This is a genomic window from Tunturiibacter gelidiferens, assembly GCF_051013345.1.
GTDB classification, from domain to species: domain Bacteria; phylum Acidobacteriota; class Terriglobia; order Terriglobales; family Acidobacteriaceae; genus Edaphobacter; species Edaphobacter gelidiferens_A.
This window is the reverse complement of record NZ_CP132939.1, coordinates 5,173,692-5,186,912: the sequence shown is the minus strand read 5'-3', so window position 1 is coordinate 5,186,912 and position 13,221 is coordinate 5,173,692. Positions and strand designations below refer to the sequence as shown.

The 13,221-nt window shown below is 56.0% G+C and carries 14 protein-coding genes and 1 pseudogene; 7 read left to right on the top strand and 8 right to left on the bottom strand.

Annotated features, from left to right (window positions below):
• The first annotated feature begins 131 nt into the window (after positions 1–131).
• The gene (locus tag RBB80_RS26075) at positions 132–1,160 is read left to right on the top strand and encodes a diguanylate cyclase (RefSeq protein WP_433965186.1); all 1,029 of its coding nucleotides are present in this window, start codon (positions 132–134) and stop codon (positions 1,158–1,160) included.
• A 270-nt stretch (positions 1,161–1,430) separates the two neighbouring features.
• On the opposite strand, the gene RBB80_RS26070 is transcribed toward RBB80_RS26075, so the two are convergent.
• Genes RBB80_RS26070 through RBB80_RS26060 form a run of 3 tightly spaced genes read right to left on the bottom strand, consistent with a single transcriptional unit; the run spans position 1,431 to position 3,789 of the window.
• Positions 1,431–2,453 (bottom strand): tetratricopeptide repeat protein, encoded by a 1,023-nt coding sequence (locus RBB80_RS26070; RefSeq protein ID WP_433965185.1) that lies wholly within the window; start codon positions 2,451–2,453, stop codon positions 1,431–1,433.
• On the bottom strand, positions 2,393–3,148 hold the full coding sequence (locus RBB80_RS26065) for a tetratricopeptide repeat protein (protein WP_433965184.1): 756 nt from the start codon (positions 3,146–3,148) through the stop codon (positions 2,393–2,395). Before RBB80_RS26065 ends, RBB80_RS26070 begins: the two co-directional genes overlap by 61 nt.
• Positions 3,149–3,153: 5 nt before the next feature.
• Positions 3,154–3,789 (bottom strand): winged helix-turn-helix domain-containing protein, encoded by a 636-nt coding sequence (locus RBB80_RS26060; protein ID WP_433965183.1) that lies wholly within the window; start codon positions 3,787–3,789, stop codon positions 3,154–3,156.
• A gap of 196 nt (positions 3,790–3,985) precedes the next feature.
• On the opposite strand from RBB80_RS26060, the gene RBB80_RS26055 reads away from it, so the two are divergent.
• The 3 genes and pseudogenes from RBB80_RS26055 to RBB80_RS26045 all read left to right on the top strand — a co-directional run bounded on the left by RBB80_RS26055 (position 3,986) and on the right by RBB80_RS26045 (position 5,626).
• Positions 3,986–4,528 carry a PEP-CTERM sorting domain-containing protein gene (locus tag RBB80_RS26055; RefSeq protein WP_433965182.1) on the top strand — a complete coding sequence of 181 codons (543 nt, stop codon included), beginning with the start codon at positions 3,986–3,988 and terminating at the stop codon, positions 4,526–4,528.
• A gap of 136 nt (positions 4,529–4,664) precedes the next feature.
• Positions 4,665–5,240: pseudogene (locus tag RBB80_RS26050) on the top strand (tyrosine-type recombinase/integrase); the annotation flags it as partial.
• Between the two features lie 170 nt (positions 5,241–5,410).
• The gene (locus tag RBB80_RS26045; RefSeq protein ID WP_433965181.1) at positions 5,411–5,626 is read left to right on the top strand and encodes a hypothetical protein; all 216 of its coding nucleotides are present in this window, start codon (positions 5,411–5,413) and stop codon (positions 5,624–5,626) included.
• Positions 5,627–5,828: 202 nt separating this feature from the next.
• Here the strand turns inward: RBB80_RS26045 and RBB80_RS26040 are convergent, their stop codons facing one another.
• From RBB80_RS26040 to RBB80_RS26020, 5 genes are all read right to left on the bottom strand, one after another.
• Positions 5,829–6,224, bottom strand: a complete 396-nt coding sequence (locus tag RBB80_RS26040; protein WP_433965180.1) for a hypothetical protein — start codon at positions 6,222–6,224, stop codon at positions 5,829–5,831.
• A gap of 23 nt (positions 6,225–6,247) precedes the next feature.
• Positions 6,248–6,574, bottom strand: coding sequence for a hypothetical protein (locus tag RBB80_RS26035; RefSeq protein ID WP_433965179.1), 327 nt, complete (start codon positions 6,572–6,574; stop codon positions 6,248–6,250).
• Positions 6,571–7,104: a hypothetical protein gene (locus RBB80_RS26030; RefSeq protein ID WP_433965178.1), complete on the bottom strand. Its 534-nt coding sequence runs from the start codon at positions 7,102–7,104 to the stop codon at positions 6,571–6,573. Before RBB80_RS26030 ends, RBB80_RS26035 begins: the two co-directional genes overlap by 4 nt.
• Before the next feature lie 18 nt (positions 7,105–7,122).
• Positions 7,123–7,800 (bottom strand): DUF1353 domain-containing protein, encoded by a 678-nt coding sequence (locus RBB80_RS26025; protein ID WP_433965177.1) that lies wholly within the window; start codon positions 7,798–7,800, stop codon positions 7,123–7,125.
• Between the two features lie 526 nt (positions 7,801–8,326).
• Positions 8,327–8,809, bottom strand: coding sequence for a DinB family protein (locus tag RBB80_RS26020; RefSeq protein WP_433965176.1), 483 nt, complete (start codon positions 8,807–8,809; stop codon positions 8,327–8,329).
• A gap of 109 nt (positions 8,810–8,918) precedes the next feature.
• On the opposite strand from RBB80_RS26020, the gene RBB80_RS26015 reads away from it, so the two are divergent.
• From RBB80_RS26015 to RBB80_RS26005, 3 genes are all read left to right on the top strand, one after another.
• Complete coding sequence (locus RBB80_RS26015; RefSeq protein ID WP_433965175.1) at positions 8,919–9,887, top strand: helix-turn-helix transcriptional regulator; 969 nt, start codon at positions 8,919–8,921, stop codon at positions 9,885–9,887.
• 115 nt (positions 9,888–10,002) lie between these two features.
• Positions 10,003–11,448 carry a glucoamylase family protein gene (locus RBB80_RS26010; protein ID WP_433965174.1) on the top strand — a complete coding sequence of 482 codons (1,446 nt, stop codon included), beginning with the start codon at positions 10,003–10,005 and terminating at the stop codon, positions 11,446–11,448.
• A 543-nt stretch (positions 11,449–11,991) separates the two neighbouring features.
• Positions 11,992–12,975 carry a transposase gene (locus tag RBB80_RS26005; RefSeq protein WP_433964555.1) on the top strand — a complete coding sequence of 328 codons (984 nt, stop codon included), beginning with the start codon at positions 11,992–11,994 and terminating at the stop codon, positions 12,973–12,975.
• Positions 12,976–13,221: the final 246 nt, after the last annotated feature.

The window sequence follows — 13,221 nt, the reverse complement described above, 5'->3', positions numbered from 1 at the left end:
CTAACGATGGTTTACTCGATCGCCTTTCTGGGAATGAGGCGGATGTATCGTCATTTGCCTGGCACCGGGTCGTTCGCGTTGGGATTTTTTCGGGCTTTCTGGGCTGCATCCTGATTGTTCTACGAGGCGGCGTGCCGAATTCTGTCGCTGTTGTTGTTGAGCATTTCCTGATCTTCTCGGCATTTCTGCTGTTCTATCGCGGGATACTGCTTTTCTTTCGTAGTCCACGGACCACTCGCTTCCTTTCGGTCATTTGCGTTGTCGCCCTTTTTCTGCTGACGTACTTCAGCGCGGTGGAGGACCGGGTTGCCACACGGATCGTCATCGTGTCGTTCGTGCTCTTGGTTTCGCGCGGGCTGATTGCGGTGGAGTTGTTCCGCCAAGCGAGACAGCGGTCGATCCTGAATGTCTTCGCGGCGCTGATGGCAGCCTACGCGTTATTTGGTGCGGTCCGGGCGATCGCGACTTTTCTGCATGGCCCTCCGTACGATTTCATGCAGACCAGCCGATTTCAGACACCGTCACTGGTGGTGAACCTTCTGTTTATCTGCATTATCGGGTTGTTCTTTCTGCTGATGCTGAGCAGTGAACTGGTAGCAATTGTTGAGGCGCAGTCCTTGTATGACCACGTCTCGGGTGCGTTGAACAGGCGAGGAATTGATCAACGGCTTGCACTCGAGCTGGTTCGTGCGGAGCGAAACGGTTATGAGCTTGCTGTGGCGCTGATCGACATCGACCACTTCAAACAGATTAACGACACGGCGGGCCATGCTGCAGGAGATGCTGCGCTGAAGCAGGTTGTTGAGGTCATCTCCTCGCGGCTTCGCTCGTATGATTTTTTCGGACGCTACGGAGGCGACGAGTTCCTGTTGGTGTTTTCGCAGACTTCCTACGAAGACGCGCTGCGAATTGCGGAACGGATAGGACATGCGGTGAGTGGGCTTGCGGTTTCGAGATTCGCGCTTCCGATTACGCTGAGCATCGGGCTCACCTTTGCCAGGCCGTGCGAGACCGCGGTGTCGACGCTTGCGCGGGCGGACATGGCTCTCTACAACGCGAAGCGGGCTGGACGAAACTGCACCAGGGTGCTTCTGGCGTCTGTCGAAGACGTTTCAGAGGAAGGCGCGCGGGTTCACGTCGGCGAAGCGATTACTTCGTGAGGGCTCCGCGCTTATCGACGTGGATTTGGGGTAAGAACTAAATCAAAGCACTTGGCTAGGCCGCGACTGTGGAGATAACGCTGCGGACGTAAAGAAAAGCACGTTTATGAGGACCTATCCAGCACTCCCTGACGGAACCCGTTCAATGAGCACATTGCCCTGTTGTCACCCATTGAGATCAGTGAGAATCGAAGTTGTTGTTATGGATTATGCGATCTTTTCAGGCCTGTAAGCGATAAAGTCCAACGTCTAATGGCGGAATATTCTTCGCTACTGCAACCTCGCATACTCCGCTTTCGCCTTTTGCAGGACAGGGATATCAGGGTCGGCGTCCTTCCATAGCGTGAGGAAATCCTGATAGGCTGCTCTGGCCTTGACGGTGTCACCCTGCAACGCATAGGCGCGACCGAGGCCAAGGTGGGCAAGCGCACCGATGGGTCGGTTCAGGACGAGGCCGCGATGGTCGAGGATCTTCTGGAATTCGGCGGCGGCTTTGCCACCCTGACGTGAAGCTAGATACGCTTCGCCACGGAGAAAAACTGGAAACATCAGGGTTCCGACGAAATCATTGGCCCTGGACACCCCAAGCTCATACGGTACGGCGGCCTCCAGATATTTAATCGCATCAGAAGCATTTCCTTTATTGAGCGCCAGCTTTCCGCGGATGCTTGGCAGGTAATTGAACTGCACAAGCGTGTCTTTTGGAAAACTCTTGTTCAGATCGTCTGCCAACGCTTTTGCCTGCGCGTCATCCCCGGAATATGCCAGTGCGAGCGCAGCATAATTCAGCACATCGCGACTGGAGGAGAGCTTCAACGCCAAAATGGCTTGTCGGCGGGCTTCCTGAGGGTTGCCGAACGATACTTCTCTCAGTCCAGAGAGACCTGAGTAGATTGCAGTCGCATCCTTCTCTCCCGTCCGCCGTGCGCTATCCATAGAGCGACGGGAAAACTCCCGGGCATCTTTAAAGTGCCCATAATAAGCGGCGGTATCGCCCTCCAGAAACAACATGGTGTGACCCCACCTGGGCAGGGCCTCCATCTTTGCAACCTGTTGGGCCATCCCCGCAGTATCGTTCTGAGCGAAGGCAACGTTATACATACCGAGAGAGAGATAAGGGCTCTGTAATTTGCGTTCAACAGCCCGCGCGTAGGTGGCCTTCGCCTCATCGAAGCGATTGAGAGCGGTATACGCGAGAATACGGTAGGCGTATGGGAAGGGATAGTCAGGGCTTAGACGAATTCCCTCGGTGGATTCTTCGGCGGCTCTCTCATACTGTCCAACGATTGGCAACACGGCTCCCCCGAGATAGACGTGGGGAAGTACGAGCGCGGATAAGCCTGAATCCAAAGATCGCAGGCTTCGATGGCCTTTGGGACATCTCCGGTGACGCCTTTTTCGTAGGCGGCGGTAACCCAATACCTCTCTGCCACGCTAGTCCGGTCGCGAAGTTCATATGCCTTGGTACGGTAGCCAACCGAGAGGCTGGGTTCAAGCGAACTAGTTGCCAGGATGCCGAGGTATGCGTAAGCCGATGCGAAGTTCGGGTCGAGTTCTATGGCCCGCTTGAAGAACGGAATCGCCTCGCCCGGCCCTCTTGTACCAGTGGTTTGAATGCCGGAGGTATAAGCCTTCAGCGCCTCAAGCGAGGGTGTCGTCGCCTGTTCCAAAGGAGTATCAAACTTCTGGATCGAGCTTCGCGACTCTCCGAGCCTGCCGCGCATGGCCGTTGCCGCGCTTCCCAGTGCCTTCAACACATGCTCTTTGTCGTCCGCCTGAATCTGCTCCCGAGCGAGCGTCGCGCCGCCCGGGCACGTGATCGCCTGGAGTGTTACCACGTAGCTCTTACCCAAACTGGCGATGGACCCGTCGATGGTAGCCGCGGCTGCGTCCCGCACGCAGATGTCTTGCGCGATCTGATTGGTGATGTGCGTTCTGGGCGACAAGCTCATCAACCGCATCGTCTGCTGCACCTGCTCGTCGTCCATGATCTTCAGGAAGGAGACTGTTCAAGCTGGATGGCCAGCGCCTGCCGCAACGTGCCGTCGAAGACCGGATCGCCGGTGGTGTTGGTGAAGTCCGCTAAGACCAGAACATCCTTGTCGGTAAGCGGGGTAGCATGCGGGCGCTGATACCAGAAGAAGATGCCACCTGCTATGAGGATGATCACGGTGACCGCGGCAATGCTGTACTTCGCTAAAGAGGTGCGGCCATGGGTAGCGGCGACCTGGGTCAAGGGTGTTTGCAACGGCTCCGGATCGCTGAGTGGCTCCGCGCCTTCAGGAGTCGGTCCTATCCGGCGCACTTCAGAAACGAGGAACCGATAGCCTCGCTTCGGAACTGTCTCAACGTAGCGGGGATCTTCGGCGTTATCGTCCAACGCCTCCCTCAGCTTGCCAACTGCCACCCGCAGGCTGCTGTCAAAATCAACGAACGTACCGTTAGGCCACAGGCGGCCGCGAAGTTCCTCACGACTGATTACTTCGCCGGGGTTTTCAAGAAGCGCGACGAGAAGTCGACAGGGCAGCTCCTGCAGCCGGATGAGTCGGCCGTTTTTCAGGAGCTCTCCCGAGGCGGGGATTACTTCAAACGGGCCGAATTGATAGACAATTCCGGGCTCTGTCTGCACACTCTGCCACCGCAAACCATAGAGTACTGATTAGGAGTTGAGTCTATCACCGCGTAATGCCGGTTCACGGCTCCCCTATCCTCCTGAGGGATATCAGCTTAGCTGTTAACAAAGGCTTTGCAACTAGTTTCTTTGACCTTTATCGCCGCACGGGTTCTGATGCGTTCGAAACCGGAATACAGAGAGGAAGTGCAACGTGAATTCAAGAATTTCTCTATTAGCTGCGGCCTGTGCCTTAGCCCTGAACTTCTGTGCAGTACCAACCATGCAGGCCAGCACCATCAATGTGACGTACTCCCTCAGCGGGTCTGGCGGCGGAGACCCAATGAATCCACCGCTTTTGGGCAATGCGACAGGTTCACTTTCTCCCCTGGGGAGCGTTATCTGGAGCGACATGATCTTCCCCGATCTGGCCACAGGATCCGGCGACGGAACGTTCAAGATGACGTTCACGGACGAAGACACCCTGTTCGGCACTCTTCACGTCCAGGGTGATTTTTCCTCCTTCCCGATCGTGCCTTTCACACAGCTGCTAACGGTGACTGGCGGCACGGGTGCGCTGCTTCTGTATCACGGAACGCTGAACGGTATTGAGCTTTCGAATCAACTCGACGGCACGTTCACGTCATCTGGCGGCGGAGCGCTCGAAACGACTCCCGAACCCGAGTCGCTTATCTTGTTCGGGACGGGGTTAGCTTCGTTGCTTGCGTACCGAATGCGAGCACTTCTATTTCAGTAGGACTGTCGGCAATCCGAAAGTTAGTAGTGCGCCCGAATCTCGTTGAGCGATAAATCGCCTGCGTACATTCAACCCCAATACTCTCGGTGGAGGAACGTTCTAACTTGTGCATTCCAGCGGTGTGGAGGCCGCTTGTATGCACAAAGAGAACAGGAAGCCACCTTGTCGCCGGATCGTTCTGCGGCTCCCGGATCTGGATCACACGAAGTCCGCTGTCCTCAACAGCCTGAGTTCGCCTCGTTCGAGACGAAACTACAAGTTCGCGATGGAGCAATTCATCACCTGGTATTGCTCCGAGCCACGACTTGCCTTGAATCGGGCCGTGGTTCTGCGATTTCGCCTTTACCTGGAATCGCTCGGACTAGCCGCTGGCACCATCAATCAGCGGCTTGCTGCGGTGAGGGGACTGGCCTACGAGGCCGCAGATTCCGGCCTGCTTAGCCTGGAACTCGCCGCCGGTATCCGCCGGGTCAAGGGTGTGAAGCAGTTGGGATCACGTGCTGGAAACTGGTTGACCCGCGATCAAGCTCAGCTACTCTTGGAGAAAGCCGATGGAGAGGACCTCCGCAGCCTTCGTGATCTTGCGATGATCTCTGTTCTTCTGGGCTGCGGATTGCGGCGTGCCGAGCTATCGGCTCTCGAGGCCGATGACCTACAGATCAGGCAAGGACATTGGGCGATCGTGGACCTCGTTGGCAAGGGCGGCCACATTAGGACTGTGCCGATGCCGTTTTGGGTCAAGGGCGCAGTCGACCGCTGGATGGCAGCGGCCAAGGTCACCGCAGGCCGAGTTTTCCGGGCCATCAGCCGTCACGGTACGCCATGGGGTAAGGGATCTCGGAGAACGTCATTTGGTACGTCGTTCGAAGGTGTGCAGAGCGGATGTCACTGGATCATGTTGCTCCGCATGGTCTGCGCAGGACGTGCGCAAAACTCTGCCATGTTAATGGTGGCGAGTTGGAACAGATCCAGTTCCTCCTTGGACATGTTTCCGTTCTGACAACCGAGCGATATCTGGGATGTAAGCAGAACCTTGAAGAGCCCGTGAATGATCGGTTTGGCTGTCTCTTCTCAACCAACCTAGTCGATTTGCGCTAAGGTCTGTTGTCACCAATCGAGACCCAATTCAGACCGCAGGACAGCGATGGGATCAACGGATAGTGCCTTGCTCGCCGCCTCGGCAGCGACCGGCGCGAGCGCCGCTTCGTAAAGATCGCCGCGTTAGTGAGAAAGCCTCGTCCTTGTGGCGGGGCTTTTTTATTTGTACTTTGACGAATGGTTACTGTGGTACGGTTGGGACTTATTCCGATAGTGCAAATTGAAGAGCCCGCTTAATCGCTGCCTGAGGTTCCAGCTTCCGCCTGTAGGCGCAAAGAAATCCCTCTTGAACAGCGTCGCCACGTTGTTTGGCGTTTCCATGCGTGTAGCCACCATACATGCCTGTTGTCGTGGCGAATACCGCAGCAGGGAAGTCGGGTCGATCCAACTTTCTCCTGCCGGCGAAGTATCCGGCCATATAGTCGGCGAACTGCTCGGCTCGGAATGGAGATGACTGAGGGGTTGGTGTCAGTTGGGAAATATACCCGTTACTGTATGAAACTATATGTGCGAATTCGTGTGCGCAGACGGCGACAACCGCTGCATCGGGGTGTTCTGGCAGAGCGAGAAGCTCCTTGAGCAGTTTCAGTCCTAGCAAGACTGTTCCGTCTGGCCTTCCCGTCAATAGGTCAAAGCTCGTTGCTTTGGCGTTGGGTTCACTTTTTCGCGGAAGTATGCGAAGCCAGGGAGCACTCCAAACATGCTCGAGAGCGTGTCTAAGGTCTGGATTAGCGCAGCTTCAAGACCGTCGACGCCAGATTTGAAAACCAAGGCTTCTCCTGTGATGTCACTTAAACCGGAGTTGGAGTAATCGGATGCTTTGCCGCGTGAAGGCCCTACCCAGCAACCGGTGTATCCCGCAGACTGGGAAAAGGCGCGACAGGCGCAGGCCGGAATAATAGCAAGAAGGCCGCCCAATACTACACGTCGATTGACCCGATCAATCATGGACACATCTGCGGGAACTTTTTACAAGACGCGGACTTACTGTCATCAGGCTCATCGATGGGTTTTACGGGCTTTGGCGGCGGCTTCACCAAACCCAGATTGGCAGATTGATCGGCACCCGCTGCGACTGATGGACTTGGTCCGGTGGTGACAGATTGGAAGGTCAAATAGATTACTTTCGAGGAAAATTTGTCAAATCCGATAAACCAATCGACCTTACCGGTCACATGCGTCACCCTCACGATATAGAGAGGACCGGCAGGAAACTGCGCGTGGTCAATGACTTCCATCCTAGTGACCGTGCCAGCCGCAGCTATAGGGGCGTAACACCCCTGACCGCCGGTTTGCAGGAACACCAAGCTAAACAAATAGGGAGAAAGCAGTTGATAGGCCTGGGGAGGTCCACACTGCTGGAATGCTGAAATTAGAGTCGAAAGAATTGGCCGTGGGTCAAACTCTTGAGCCTCAGCCCGCCATGTGCAGCAAAGAAGGGTTGCCGTCAGCGCGATGGTGGTTATCCGTCCAAGCATGCTCGCTCCATCCATTTTTTAGTAGGGCAACATGGCTGCTGTACTCTCCTGCCTGCCGTGCTGGTCAATCAATTGCTCAATTTCGGAAGCCGATAGATTGCGGCGCTTTACTTCACCGGCCAAATTCTCGAACTTCTCGACAAGCTGAGTTCTAGCGTCGCGCGCTTCGGAGTCGGAAGCGAAACCGTTGGTACTAAGACGCGCATTAGGGGGATCTAATCTCTGAGTACCATCGTGAGTCAGAATTCTAGAATTCTGGAGGGTGAGACTATCCCAGCTAGGGCCGCAATAGCGAACGGCGAGGAACATCGTTTTCGCTAGAGTGGAGTCAGTACCTGACGTGAGCATTGCTTCGTAAAACATTCGATGGGTCGCTTGCCACGGCATGATGCGTACCGCGCAAAACCAGTCATGGACCACGGACGCGTCACGGTATCTGCCGTCCCATGGACCGCCTAAAATAGACCAGAAGACTCTAGGAATTGAAGCCCCATCGACCAGAGCTTTGGTAGGCACTGCCCACATCTTCCCCGCTTCGTCACTGTATCCGAACGGCTGCTGAACTTCCATCAAGCGATCACCATCAAGGGGTTTGAGAATGAGTTCACCAAGATAGCGAGCAACCGATTGCTGGCCAAAGGCGGAGTTGGCGAGGAGGGCTCCAAAACCACTGATAAGAAAAGCGCGTCTTTTCATGACGTTGAGTCCGATGGCGAATAATGATACAACACTTTAAGTTGTTAAGGGTTAATTCAAATTGCGTTGGAAGCGCGACTAAAGGATAGTTCGGGTTCAGCGAACGCTCCGGGTTGAAGGTGAATCCATGTCCGCTACCGTGGCGGCTCCAAGACTCGGCGAACTGCTGGCGAAAGCTGTATTCGTCGAACGTCCGTCTTCGTGTCGAGGTCGTCGCTCGCGCGCTGGAAGGCCGTATTGGAGGCCCCCTGGTATTCGGGCGTCATCAGAACATACACTCTGCGAAAGGATTATCCGGTTCGGGCTTCGAATGCCACGTTCGGCCATTGGCAAAGCGATCGAGTCAGACTACCGATCGCAATAGTGGGTGCGACCTGATCGTTAGAGCAGATATATGGAAGGCCATCGACGAAGTGGGCGTATAACCGGCCAAATCATCCATCGCGGGCCTTTCTCAATTGACGACAAATCGCCAATGCGCGTTTCCAGACAGTTCTGCAAACGCGCTTTTGGCTGAAGGACGAGATCAGTCGCGTTCCCAGAAATGAGGTGGTGCAATTCCCAGCGCCCGCAGATACACGTACCCCTGGCCGCGATGGTGGATCTCATTGTCGATCGCATACTGGATCGTCGCCTGCCCCGGCATCTCCCATAGGCCAAAAGCTTTGTCCACCTCGCTAAACCGGTGAGGTGGAATCTTCCAGAACTTCTCGTCCAAGGCTGCGGTCTGCACGTCCCATAGCCGCAGAAGCTCACTTTTGGTCTCCGGCTTTGACCCCTTGTACTCCTCCCACTTGCCAGTGGTGACGCCCTCCACGATCGGCACAGCCATGCGGATGAACTCCCACGCCATCTCCGAGAAGGGCCGCATTCCGCCCACGGAAAACTGAAACAGCTTATCTTCCGGGAAGGCTTCAATTGTCCTCCGCGTCACCCTCCTGTGCCCCTGCCAGTTTTTCAAAACATCCTCTGCCCTCAGCACGTTCACTTGTGTCGTCTCAGTAGCCACGTTCGTTCTCCTCGCGCCCCATTTGGGCTGTGATCAAGACTAAGCAGGATTCCCGACAACTTCTGTCGTAATTTTGGTGAATAATCAGATTTCTATGTACGACCCAATCATGCGCGTTCTCACCGTCCTCGAGATTCTGCAAGCTCGCGACCATGTGACCGGAACAGAACTGGCCGAACGCCTGGAAGTGGACCTTCGCACGATTCAGCGCTACGTCGTTCGCCTCAGGGATCTCAGCATTCCCATTGAATCCTCCCGCGGCGTCGGAGGGTCGTACCGCCTGCGGCCTGGCTTTCGCCTTCCGCCGCTGCTGTTCACAGACGAGGAAGCATTCGCGCTCTCACTGGGGCTTCGCGCTCTGCGTCAGCTTGGCCTCTCCGCATTTGCACCTGCCACCGAAGGCGCCTTGGCTAAGCTGGGGCGCGTCCTGCCCGACGCGCTGCGCGAAAGTATCCTGACCGTTGAAGATGTGGTCGCCGTCGAACCCGGCCCCTGGGTCGTTTCTACCTCCGCCGAATCCCTCATCCAGGCGGCCTCGGCGATACGCGCCTGCCGCCGCATACGCTTTTCCTATCGATCTCATACCGACGCCCGTTCGCGCCGCGAAATTAAGCCTTATGCGGTTTTGCACACCGATGGGCGATGGTATCTGATCGGCTACTGCCTCTCGCGCAAGGCTCTCCGCACCTTCCGTCTCGATCGCGTGATGGACCTCGAGGTCCGTCACGCAACCTTCAAGCGTCCCGCCAAATTCGACCCGCGAAGCTACCTGAATCAGCGCATGCCTTTCATCCAGTCGGACTACCAGATCGACGTCTGGATCGACATGTCCATCGAGGAAGCCGAACGCACATTTGCACCTTGGAGAGTGACCACCGAGAAGGATCAGGATGGTACGCGCCTGCGCTGCGGGCGTGATCGTCTGCAGCTTTTCGGCGCCATGCTGCTCAGCATGGGACGGCACATCGTGATCCACAAGCCTGCGGAGTTAAGAGAAACTTTCAGAGAGCTTGCTCGTCAGGCATTGCTGGCGGCGCAGCCGTCAGCAATCGAGGAAAGCAGGGCAGCTTCCGATTAGAGCTCAATCAACAGCATTGAGAGCAAACGCTCAGAACACCGTCAATGAGAGACTCGGCCTGATAGCGCCAACCATACCCCCGGTTCTGGTCTCCTCTCGTTATACTGACTGGACCATGCCCAGCGAGCCTCCGACACTGACCCGCCGCAGTTTCCTCAGCGCTGCTGCCGCCGGAATTGTCTCTGGTCCGATATGGGCGAAGGCCACTACGGCGCGCGTTTCGGATTCCCAGTTACTCAGCGATATTGAGCATCGCACTTTTTACTTTTACTGGGAGCGTGTGAACCATAGCAACGGCCTGATGGCAGATTGTTGGTCGACGCCGGCCGCTTGCAGCATCACGGGGACAGGCTTCGCTCTAACTGCCTGGCCAATTGGAGTTGAGCGCGGTTGGATCACACGCAATCAGGCACGAGACATCACGCTGCGGACGCTGCAGTTCTTTGAGCAATTACCGCAGGGCGAACAACGGTCTGGCACCGCGGGCTATCGTGGCTTCTATTACCACCTTATCGATATGGAGACCGGACTACGGCTGCCAAATTGGGAACTTTCAACAATTGATACCTGCTGGCTGCAAATGGGCATGGCATTTGCGCAAGGCTGGTTCGACCAGGAGGATGAGAAGGAAAAGGAGATCCGTGCACTCGCGCAGCGTCTGCTGGATCGCACCGAATGGGATTGGATGCAGGCCAATAGCACGGGCGGCAAAGCCATCTCGATGGGCTGGCACCCGGAGAGCGGCTTTATTCAGCGAAATTGGGATGGCTATAACGAGGGCATGGCGCTCTATCTCCTCGCGCTGGGCTCACGGTCTCACCCAGCTAAGGAGGGCGCCTTCGAGGCATGGACTGCGCCCTTCCCAAAATATTGGCGCGGAGAAGGTGCGAACCGCTACCTCTCCTTTGCGCCGCACTTTGCGCATCAATACGTGGCCGTGTGGGTTGACTATCGCGGCATCTATGATGCGACCACGCGCGCGGCCGGGTTTGACTATTTCGAGAATTCCCGCCGCGCCACCTATGCGCAGCGCAACTATGCCATTGCCAACCCCATGGGTTGGGATAGTTATTCCAAGGACATCTGGGGCCTCAGCGCCTGCGATGGACCAGGTGATCTAGTCATAAATTTCAAAGGCAAGCCGACGCAGTTTTATGGCTATGCGGCCTATGGGCCGAAGGGCATGCCCGACGAGGAAGACCATGGCACCCTTGCCCCCACCGCCGCGGTAGCCTCGATTCCCTTTGCACCCGAGATTTGCATCCCTGCGGCCTGGGCCTTACGCAATTTCCAAGGTGGGCGGCTTTACGGCAAGTACGGCTTTTTCGATTCGTTCAACCCTAGCTTCCGTGATACCCATGTCAGCCTTAGGTCAGGCAGCGTTGATGGGCGCTTAGGCTGGGTTGACAATGATTATCTCAGCGACAATCAGGGGCCGATTCTAGGCATGATCGCGAATTACAAAACGGGGATCATGTGGAACGCCACCCGCAAAGTGCCCAATCTGGTGCGTGGTTTGAAGCGAGCAGGCTTTACCGGCGGTTGGTTGAATGGGGCATAAGATCAACCACTGCGACTCGAACGGAACATAATGAAGACGAGCGCGCGCGCTGCCGTGGAAGTGATGTTTCAGCGTAGGGCGTCAGTGTCTTACAGCGGTCAACTGTTGATAAATCTCTAGTGCCGTATCGACAGTGCTCCGCAGGCAGAGGTTGGCGGAGAGCAGGACTGCCGGTGCGGAGAATTGTGGATACGGCGATTTGTGCTAAGCCCGGTAAGGTTTTGGCAGGACAATTGCTTTAAGGGGATTCATTGCACTGCAGCAATTTCTGGCCGACTTGGGCGGAAGGGTCGTGATTGCGGTGCGCAACATGCAACTTGTCCTGCCAAAAATCTACCACGCTTCCTGCTACCCGCGGAGCGGGTTTAGTACAAATCGCCAATGCACGCAATATAAAAGGCGCCCACTTTGCTGTAGGTTGTGGTTATTCGTATCACCACCTACCGAAAGGAGCGGCGTTATGAGCCAAGAGAAATATATCGGCATGGACGTCCACCAAGCAACGATCTCGGCTGCAGTCACAGATTCCCGGGGAAGTTGATCATGGAAAGTATTCTGGAGACGAAAGCGGCCACGATCCTTGAGTTCCTCCAAGGGCTACACGGAAGTTTATCGGTGACCTTCGAAGAAGGAGTCTCTGCGGCCTGGTTACATGACCTGCTGAAACCTCACGTCACCCATCTCGTGGTCTGCGATCCGCGCAAGAACGCCCTGTTGAAAGACGGCAGCAAGAGTGACCGAATCGATGCGCGAAAGCTGGCGGAGCTGCTGCGTGGCAACCAGCTCACGTCGGTTTACCATGGCGAGCACGGGATGCGCACCATAAAAGAATTAGGTCGCAGCTACCTAACCATTACGAAGGATCTCACACGAGTCATGAATCGGATCAAAGCCCTCTACCGAAGCTGGGCCATTCCCTGTAGCGGTACCAGCGTCTATGCACCGCGGCATCGCACAGAATGGTTAGACAAGATCCCGGAACCCGGAGTTCGTCTCCGGGCCGAACGGCTCTATCAGCAACTGGATCTGCTGCAACCAGTGCGTCAGCAAGCGCGACGCGACTTGCTGACCGAGAGCCGCAAGCATCATGCCGTGAAATTGCTTCGCCAGATTCCTTCGATCGGTCCGATTCGTGCAGCCTTGCTGGTTGCGCAGCTGCAGACGCCCCACCGTTTCCGTAGCAAGCGCCAGCTGTGGGCTTACAGTGGTTTCGCGCTGGAGACCCACGACAGCGGCGAGTATCGCTACGTCCGAGGGAAACTGCAACGAAACCGGGAGCGCATGACCGTGCGTGGCCTGAGTAACAACCATAATCCCGATGTGAAGAATCTCTTCAAAGGGGCTGCGATCTCCGCTAGCACTCACCCTGGCCCCCTGTACGATTTCTATGTTGCTCTTCTTGAAAAAGGAATGCGACCGACGATGGCGCGTCTCACCCTGGCACGCAAGATTGCCAGCATCACTCTAACGATTTGGAAGAAAGGAGTGGATTTCGACGCCACACAATTGCATCGGCAAGAAGCTTGAGCGTCTCTGATAAGGAGGCCTTTCCATCTCCGGCCATTCTCTTAGGTGGTGGTCGGTCGGGTTCTCGAGACGCTCGGTTCGAGGTGAGTATCAGTCAATGAGTTCGGCCTTGTGTGCTTCGGCACCGAGTCACTAATGCACGCTATGCCTCCTCGGATAACCAGAAATAGCGATAGGCCACGAGCCTCAAATAGAACCATGGTTGACATTCAAATACCAGGTCCGCTTGCCCAAGTCTAAGACTCG